General features: G+C 72.3%; 9 protein-coding genes. 5 read left to right on the top strand and 4 right to left on the bottom strand.

What is annotated here, in order from left to right:
* Window positions 1–479: 479 nt before the first annotated feature.
* On the top strand, window positions 480–644 hold the full coding sequence (locus tag VGH76_RS02585; RefSeq protein WP_331555043.1) for a hypothetical protein: 165 nt from the start codon (window positions 480–482) through the stop codon (window positions 642–644).
* Window positions 645–701: 57 nt separating this feature from the next.
* Entirely contained in the window at window positions 702–2,459 is a 1,758-nt protein-coding gene (locus VGH76_RS02580; RefSeq protein ID WP_331555042.1) for a hypothetical protein, read from the top strand.
* A gap of 4 nt (window positions 2,460–2,463) precedes the next feature.
* Here the strand turns inward: VGH76_RS02580 and VGH76_RS02575 are convergent, their stop codons facing one another.
* Together VGH76_RS02575 and VGH76_RS02570 are read right to left on the bottom strand one after the other, a co-directional pair.
* Window positions 2,464–3,090: a class F sortase gene (locus tag VGH76_RS02575; RefSeq protein WP_331555041.1), complete on the bottom strand. Its 627-nt coding sequence runs from the start codon at window positions 3,088–3,090 to the stop codon at window positions 2,464–2,466.
* 19 nt (window positions 3,091–3,109) lie between these two features.
* Window positions 3,110–3,301 carry a hypothetical protein gene (locus tag VGH76_RS02570; protein ID WP_331555040.1) on the bottom strand — a complete coding sequence of 64 codons (192 nt, stop codon included), beginning with the start codon at window positions 3,299–3,301 and terminating at the stop codon, window positions 3,110–3,112.
* Window positions 3,302–3,341: 40 nt separating this feature from the next.
* Here VGH76_RS02570 and VGH76_RS02565 point away from each other — a divergent pair, with 40 nt between their 5' ends.
* Entirely contained in the window at window positions 3,342–3,908 is a 567-nt protein-coding gene (locus VGH76_RS02565; protein WP_331555039.1) for a hypothetical protein, read from the top strand.
* Here VGH76_RS02565 and VGH76_RS02560 read toward each other — a convergent pair.
* Complete coding sequence (locus VGH76_RS02560) at window positions 3,797–4,756, bottom strand: HTTM domain-containing protein (RefSeq protein ID WP_331555038.1); 960 nt, start codon at window positions 4,754–4,756, stop codon at window positions 3,797–3,799. The two genes, VGH76_RS02565 and VGH76_RS02560, sit on opposite strands and share 112 nt — an antisense overlap.
* Entirely contained in the window at window positions 4,753–5,325 is a 573-nt protein-coding gene (locus VGH76_RS02555) for a hypothetical protein (protein WP_331555037.1), read from the bottom strand. The genes VGH76_RS02560 and VGH76_RS02555 overlap by 4 nt, the downstream gene beginning before the upstream one ends.
* Window positions 5,326–5,487: 162 nt before the next feature.
* Between VGH76_RS02555 and VGH76_RS02550 the strand changes: the two genes are divergently transcribed.
* Window positions 5,488–6,243, top strand: coding sequence for a hypothetical protein (locus VGH76_RS02550; protein ID WP_331555036.1), 756 nt, complete (start codon window positions 5,488–5,490; stop codon window positions 6,241–6,243).
* A 141-nt stretch (window positions 6,244–6,384) separates the two neighbouring features.
* Window positions 6,385–6,747: solute carrier family 23 protein (locus VGH76_RS02545; protein ID WP_331555035.1), on the top strand; the 363-nt coding region annotated here is incomplete at its 3' end.

Below are 6,747 nucleotides of genomic sequence, written 5' to 3'. Positions count from 1 at the left end.
GCAGGACACGATCCTCGAGGTGGACATAGAGTGCGGTCAGGAGGGCGTCACGGTCGTTCGTCACACAATGACCTTTGGCGCCCTCCGCCCACGTTCAGGTGAACGACACACCCCAAGATCTAATCGGACTCATTCATCTAGTCCTCCAGCTACTACGGCCTCACCGCATGGCTGCCGGAGATCCTCGCCGACCTGCGCGGGCTCGAGCGGCGAGCGCGGGGGTGGCGTCGTCGCTCTTCCAGATCCTCGCGGTCGCGGGAGCGCTGGCCACTCCGCTGGTGCGTGGCCGCACCGGGAGCCTGCGCCTGGCCTTCGTCCCGTGGCGCTCGGTTGGCTGGCGCTGCCCGGGGGTCTCTTGATCGCTCCGGCGGCCTGGCCTCTCTGGTGCGCCCTCGGTGGGGCCGCCCAGGGCGGCGGCTTCTTCGTCTTCTTCTCCGCGGTCCCGCTCGACCGACGGGAACCGCCGGCTCGGTGCCTTCATGCAGACCGGCGGGTACGCCGTGGGCGCCCTCGGACCGACGGTGCTCGGCGCCCTGCATGGCGGGGGCGGCGCGTGGACCCCCGCGCTGGTTCTCGTCCTGGGCGCGGTCGGGGTGCTCGGCGCGAGCGGGTTGGCGGCCACCCGGTCACGTCCCAGGTCGTAGCGCGGGCACGGGACCCCCGCGCTGCCCGTCCGGGCGACCAGCCGGTAGGAACATGTCGTGTCGACGACCGTGGACCGGGGGGACGCGGCCCCCGAGGACGCCGAGCGCGGTGCGCTCCCGCCCCGGGGCGGATCGCGGGCCGACACCGCGGTCGCCGTCGGGATCCCGAGTGTGCTCGTGGCGGCCCACCTGCTCGTCTACGGGCGCTGGATCGTCGACGACGCCGGGATCACGATGGCCTACGCCCGCTCGGTCGCGACCGGTGCCGGCCCGGTGCTGCAGCCCGGCGCCGCGGTCTCGGAGGGCTGGTCGGACCCCGCGTGGCTCGCCGTGCTCGTCGTCGGCCGCTGGCTGGGGCTCGTCGACCACGGCGCGTGGTTCGGCGTCCCGGACCTCGTCGCGTTCCCCAAGCTCCTCGCGATCCTCTGCTCGGCCGGGATCTTCTGGGCGTTCCACCGCGTCGCGGTGCGGGTGTCGCGCAGCCCGGTGACGGTGACGGCCCTCGCCGGGACGCTGACCGCGGCCGCGCCGCCGTACGTGGTGTGGATCGGCAGCGGGCTGGAGAATCCGCTGCTCGCCCTCGTCGTGGTCGTCCTCGCGGCCCGCTTGGTCACCGCCGCGCTCGACGGGCGCCTGCTCGACACACGGGTCGCGGTCACGTGCGGCCTGCTCGCGGGACTGGCCGGGCTGACCCGGCCCGACGGTGCCGTCTACCTGCTCGCCCACCCGCTCGCGGTCGTCGTCGCAGGAGCCTCCGGGACGCGCACCCGACGGCTGCGCGGCGCCGCCACCTCGTTCGTCGTTGGGGTGGTCCCGGTGCTGCTCTACGAGGTGTGGCGGCTCGCCACCTTCGGCGACCTGTTCCCGACGACGGCCCTGGCCAAGCAGCAGGGCGTCCTCTCCACGCTCGACCTCGCCCGGCCCGCGGATCTCATCGGGCTCGCCGGCTGGTTGGCCTGCCTCGTCGTGGCCGGGGCGGTCGGGATCGTCGTCTCCCGCCACATCGAGCCAGCGGACGTCGTGGTCCGGGCGCTCCTGGTCCCGCTCGGCCTCGCCCTCGCGGCGTACGTCGTGCTCGCGGCGGACTGGATGGCGCTGGCCCGCTTCGCCACCCCGGTCTGGCCGCTCCTGGCGCTGCTCGCCGTGGTCTCGGTGGCCGCCGTGCTCCCGGCGCCGCGGACCACGGGACGACGGGTGCTCGTCGGCGTCCTCGCGCTGGCCGCGTTGTCGAGCGCGGTGTCCTGGACGAGCGCGGCCACGTCGTTCCGCGCCCGGCCGACGCTGTCGCTCTGCGAGGTCACGCGGTCCACCGCCGAGACGGTCGACGCCGGGGCCGACGCGCTCGGGGTGCGGTCGGGCTCACTGCTCGGGGTCGACGCAGGCGGGGTGGCGCTCGCCAGCCGGCTCCGCTTCGTCGACCTCGCGGGCCTCACCGACCCGGTGATCGCCGGGTACTGGGCCCGCGGAGACATGGCCGGGCTCCGGGACCACCTCTTCGAGCAGGTCAAGCCCACGTTCATGCGTCTCTGGCAGGGGTGGAACATCCCCGAGGGGAGCGGGCTGTTCACCGATCCCCGGCTCGACCGGGACTACGAGCTGATCTGGACCAACTCGCAGGGCGGGAGGACGTACGTGCGTCGCGACGCGGTGCCCGATGCCGACCACCTCGCCGACGCCCGGCTCTCGTCGCAGCAGGTGATGGACGCCGTCGTCACCTCGCTGAACCACGCGGGTCCGACCAGCTGGACGTGCGGCGCCGCCGTGCGGCCGTCGTCCTTCGGGACGGCGGCCGCGACGGCGGCGCGGGGTGGGTAGAGCGTCAGGTCTTCCGGACCTCAGTGAGGTTCGCGTAGACGATCACATTGGCCTCGTAGCTGCGGGCCGCGGGGTCGAACACGCCCCCGCAGGTGATCAGGCGCAGCTCCGAGTCCGGGGTGTCGCCGTACACCTGGTCCGCCGGGAAGGCGGCCTTCGGCACGGTGTCGATGTGGGAGACCGTGAAGACCGCGGTCTGCCCGTCCTGCCGGGCGATCATGACCTGGTCGCCCGCCTTGACGTCCTTGAGCCGGTAGAAGATGCCGGCCTTCCCGTCCCCGTTGACGTGCCCGAGGACGACCGCCGGTCCGAGGGTTCCCGGGCTCGGGCTCTTGTCGTACCAGCCGGCCTGCATCGGGTTGGCCAGCGGCGGCACCTGGAGGCTGCCGTCGGAGTTCTGCCCGAGGGAGATCAGCGACGACTTCGCCCCGATCGACGGCACGGTGACCGTCGTCGGGGTCGAGGCCGCCAGGAGCTGCACGTCCGAGGCCGGGGAGTTGGACTTCGAGGTCCCCGCGACGACGAGGCCGATGAGGGCGAGCACCACGATCAGCCCGATGCCGATCTTCAGGGTCGCCGAGTCGGTCTTCGACCGCCCCCGGGTGGGAGGGGTCTCGTCGGTGCTGGTCATGCGCCGCTCCCCGTACCGATCACTGGAACGAACCGTCGCCGGTGTTCACGCCACCCTTGGGCACCGACGCGACCTGGGTCGCGACGACCGTCTGCGGAACGTAGTTCGGCGAGGCGTACCGGTCACAGCCGCAGCCGCTGTCGTGGTAGCGACCGTAGTAGCGGTGCCCGTACTGGCCGCCGTAGTACTGCGGCGGCGCGTAGACGGTCATGATCCCGCTGGTCGAGCTAGAGGACGTGCTGCTCGTCGATGTGCTGCTCGTCGAGAGCGTCGAGGGCAGCACGGAGAGGCTCGACAGCACGCTCAGGACCGAGGACGTGCTCGAGGTCGACGACGTGCTGGAGGTCGACGACGTGCTGAGCGAGGACGCCACGCTCAGGGAGGACACGACGCTGAGCGAGCTCGACGTGCTCGAGGACGACGACGAGCTGTCCGTGCTCGAGGTGCCGGACGTGCCCGAGGAGCTATCGGTACTGGACGCCGGTGCCGGCACGTCGCTCCGGACCTGGGCCGAGGCGACCCCCGACCACACCAGGCCCACCAGCAGCATCCCCGCCGCGACCGCGGCGGTTCTCTTGACGGTTCGGTGCCGTCGTTGGCTCATTCCACACCTGTCCCCTGGTCGGGCGAACAACACGACACACCGCGTGTCGGCTCCACGGCAGTCCCTGTTACGTCGCAACGACGAGAGAGCTCCTCTGGATGCTCACGATTCGGTGACGGCCGGAGCCGGGGTCGCCGGTCGGCGCGCGATCGACCGGTCCCGCAGCGCGAGCACGGTCCGCTCGGTGCCCGCCGGGGGCAGGAACACCAGGTAGAGGCACCACATCCCGATGCTGAAGAAGCCGACCATGATGAAGATCTCGATGCCGAGGTGCATGAGGAACCCGGCCCCGAGGACCCACCACCGGGCGCGGCGGTTCCACACGAACAGCCCGATCGAGAGCTCGACGAGCAGGGTGCCGAAGGTGAGCCACTCGATCAGCAGAGGCGAGCCGGCGACGAACCCGGGGTTCGGGGCCCGGAGCTGGTCGAGCATCCGGAGGGCGAACGAGAGGGCCGTCCCGTTGCGCCAGACGTCACCCTGCAGCTTCGCCCAGACGGCGGCCAGGTAGATCACGGAGAGTTGCACCTGCAGCATCCGCAGTGCCCACGGCGCGCGGCGCGGGAACTCCCAGAACCGCTCGGGGTCGCGGCGCCAGCGGTCCCAGGACAGGCTCTCCGCGGACGGGGCGAAGACCAGGTAGACCGCGAGCACCCGCAGCAGGATGTCGCCGGAGTTCAGCACGTAGGGGTCGCGCCGCGTGAGCGCGATCATCCCGACGAGCAGCACGATCGCCGCGACCCGCGGGGAGGCCCCGACCAGCAGCGCGAGCCCGGCCAGCAACGTCGCCAACCAGACCACCGCGAGGGCGGGCACCGAGTTCAGCGTCGTGAGGACGCTCCACTGCCCGGCGCTGACCGGCGGCGGGGTCGGGAGCACCCCGTCCGGGCCGTAGAAGGTGAACAGGTGCGGCAGTTGGGTGAGCGTCCACAGGGTGACGACCAGGCCGTACGCGATCCGGAAGACGGCGAGCGGCGCCGTGGACTCGGGGGTGAAGAAGAAGCGCTCCCAGGCGCCCCACACCCGCTCGCCGGTCGTGCGGACCAGCGTGCCCGCGCTCACGAGCCGACCCCGATGGAGAAGAACGGGTGCTCGTTCCAGGGGGTCCTCGGCGTCGGGGCGTCCGGGGGCTGGCTCACCGAGGAGATGTTCACGAGCGTGACGACGGTGGGGGAGTGGCCGGCGGCGCGGTCCTGGGCGGCCACCCACTGGGCGTACGGCGCCCATCGCGGCTTGTTCTCCGGTCCGTTGAGCAGCGTGTCGGCGTATCGCTGCCAGCGGTAGTCCCAGTACTCGGAGAGGCCGTGCTGCAAGGGAACCGGGTAGGTCTGCGTGGTCCCGTCGCGCTCGAGGACCCGGGCCTCGAGATAGGTGCTCTCCTTGCGCGGCGACGGGGCGTAGACCGCCCACCCCTGGTCCAGCCCGACGACGTTCGCGACGGGTGCGGCGGCGTGCAGGAGGGCCCGCTTGGTGATCGAGTCGGGCATGTTGACGATCAGCACGGTGCCGAGGAGCACGACTATCACCACGCTGATCAGTGCGCGACCGCGCGGCGTGCGCTCCAGCCGCTCCTGCAGGTCCGGGAGATCCTCCGGGTCGTCGTCGACCCGCGTCTGGCTCTCGGTGCTCATCCGGCGGTGGTCATCGGCACGCTCCGCGATCTCCGTCACGGTGGGACCGCGCGAATCTAGCAGCGGCCTCCGGACGACCCGCCGCCGGTTTCCCGCTCGGTGACCGAGGGGTAACTGCACGTCGACGCGGCATGGCGGCCGTGACTCCGTCGGGAGGTCGCGATGTGGTGGAACTCCGTGGTGGGCCTCGGCCTCGAGCACGCCGGACGCGCGACCCTCGGCGTCACGGGCCTGCGGTACCGCTCGGTCGGGACCGACGAGGCCGTCGAGCACCCCGGTGAGGGCCCCGTCGTCCTCGTGGGCGGGCTCTGCGAGACCCGGCCCTGCCTGGAGCCGATGTCGCTCTGGCTCACCCGCCTCGGCTACGACGTCAGGCCCTACACCCTCGGCGCCGGGATGGGGTGCGCGCAGCGCACGGTCACCTCGCTCGTGCGTCGGGTGCGGGAGATCGCCGACGACGCCGGGCGCCCGGTCCGGCTCGTCGGGCACAGCCGCGGTGGGCAGTTCGCCCGTGCCGTCGGCCTCGAGGCGCCGGACGCGGTCTCCCACCTCGTCACGGTGGGGACGCCGTTCGACCTGTGGGGCATCACCCCGCACATGTCCGCGATCGTCTGGGGCCTCGGGGCGGCCGGCACGGCCGGGGTGCCGGGCCTCTACCGGCTGGGCTGCCTCGTCGGGAGCTGCTGCGCCCGGTTCCGCGCCACGCTGCGCGCTCCGTGGCCCGGCGACCTGCCGTTCACCAGCATCTACAGCCGCTCCGACGCCGCTGTGCCGTGGCGCTCGAGCCACGACCCCTACGCCCACAACGTCGTCGTCGACAGCGGGCACGTCGCGCAGCTGACCGCGGCGAGCACCCAGCGCGCGGTCGGCGAGGCGCTCGTCCGCTCCGCGTCGGCGACGGAGGCCGTCGCGGCCTGAGTGCGAGCGTTCAGTCTGGTTCGTCGGTTCCGGACACAGCGCCGTCACGCGGGGTTCCGGGGGGCGTCACGGAGCGCGTTCATCGTGGTCCGCGTCTGAACCCCGACGTGTTCCGGGGACGCCCACCACCTGGAGGTCGCCGTGACGTCGCACGCGCCCGCCCGGGACTCCCTCCACCCCGTGGACGAGGTCCTGCCGCTGCCCAGACTCGTGGTGCTGGGCCTGCAGCACCTGTTCATCATGTACGCCGGGGCGATCGCGGTCCCCCTCATCGTCGGGCCCGCGGTGGGGCTCGACGAGTCGGACATCGCGATCCTCGTCAGCGCGGACCTGCTGGTGTGCGGGATCGCGTCGATCATCCAGTCGGCCGGGATCGGGAAGATCCTCGGCGTGAAGCTGCCGGTCGTCGCTGGAGCCACCTTCACGGTGCTCAACCCGATGATCATCATCGCCACGTCGTACGGCGGTCGTGACGGCCTGCCCTACGTGTACGGCGCGATGATC

The organism is Actinomycetospora sp. (assembly GCF_036497585.1).
Classification (GTDB): Bacteria; Actinomycetota; Actinomycetes; order Mycobacteriales; family Pseudonocardiaceae; genus Actinomycetospora.
This window is presented reverse-complemented; position numbering and strand designations above follow the sequence as displayed.

What these genes read in the sequence shown, in the direction of transcription:
- VGH76_RS02585 (WP_331555043.1), top strand. Translation starts at nt 480, where the DNA reads ATGCAGACCGGCGGGTACGCCGTGGGCGCCCTCGGACCGACGGTGCTC.
- VGH76_RS02575 (WP_331555041.1), bottom strand. Translation starts at nt 3,090, where the DNA reads ATGACCAGCACCGACGAGACCCCTCCCACCCGGGGGCGGTCGAAGACC.
- VGH76_RS02570 (WP_331555040.1), bottom strand. Translation starts at nt 3,301, where the DNA reads ATGACCGTCTACGCGCCGCCGCAGTACTACGGCGGCCAGTACGGGCAC.
- VGH76_RS02555 (WP_331555037.1), bottom strand. Translation starts at nt 5,325, where the DNA reads ATGAGCACCGAGAGCCAGACGCGGGTCGACGACGACCCGGAGGATCTC.
- VGH76_RS02550 (WP_331555036.1), top strand. Translation starts at nt 5,488, where the DNA reads ATGTGGTGGAACTCCGTGGTGGGCCTCGGCCTCGAGCACGCCGGACGC.